This window comes from Enterococcus raffinosus (assembly GCF_001886185.1).
GTDB classification, from domain to species: Bacteria; Bacillota; Bacilli; order Lactobacillales; family Enterococcaceae; genus Enterococcus_A; species Enterococcus_A raffinosus.
On record NZ_JXLA01000128.1, the window covers coordinates 1 to 484 of the forward strand.

At 30.8% G+C, this 484-nt stretch carries 2 pseudogenes; both read left to right on the forward strand.

The features are described 5' to 3' along the window. Positions 1-12 precede the first annotated feature (12 nt). Positions 13-240: pseudogene (locus tag RV13_RS21465) on the forward strand (linear amide C-N hydrolase); the annotation flags it as partial. 1 nt (position 241) lies between these two features. Then, positions 242-437, forward strand: a pseudogene (locus tag RV13_RS21470) (linear amide C-N hydrolase); the annotation flags it as partial. Positions 438-484 lie beyond the last annotated feature (47 nt).

The window sequence follows — 484 nt, forward strand, 5'->3', positions numbered from 1 at the left end:
CAATTATTTAATTTAAACAATTATCGTGTCTTATCGAGTGAAACTCCTAAAAATAATTTTTCAAATCAAATAAGTTTGAATGCCTATAGCCGCGGTATGGGAGGGATAGGCTTGCCTGGAGATTTATCCTCAGTATCTCGTTTTGTTAAAGCGACTTTTACGAAGCTGAATTCTGTATCTGGAGATTCAGAGTCAGAAAGTATTAGTCAATTTTTCCATATCTTAGGTTCAGTAGAACAANGTGTGATGTTGGTGATGGAAAATATGAATATACAATTTATTCTTCTTGTTGCAATGTTGACAAAGGAATCTATTATTATCGGACATATGAAGACAGCCAAATTACTGCAATTGATATGAATAAAGAAGACTTAGATAGTCATAAGTTAATTAGTTATCCAATTATAGAAAAACAACAAATTAAATATATAAATTAGTTAGTATGTTGTGGTTGAGTTGGAATGGCAACACTTTTTTTGACAAA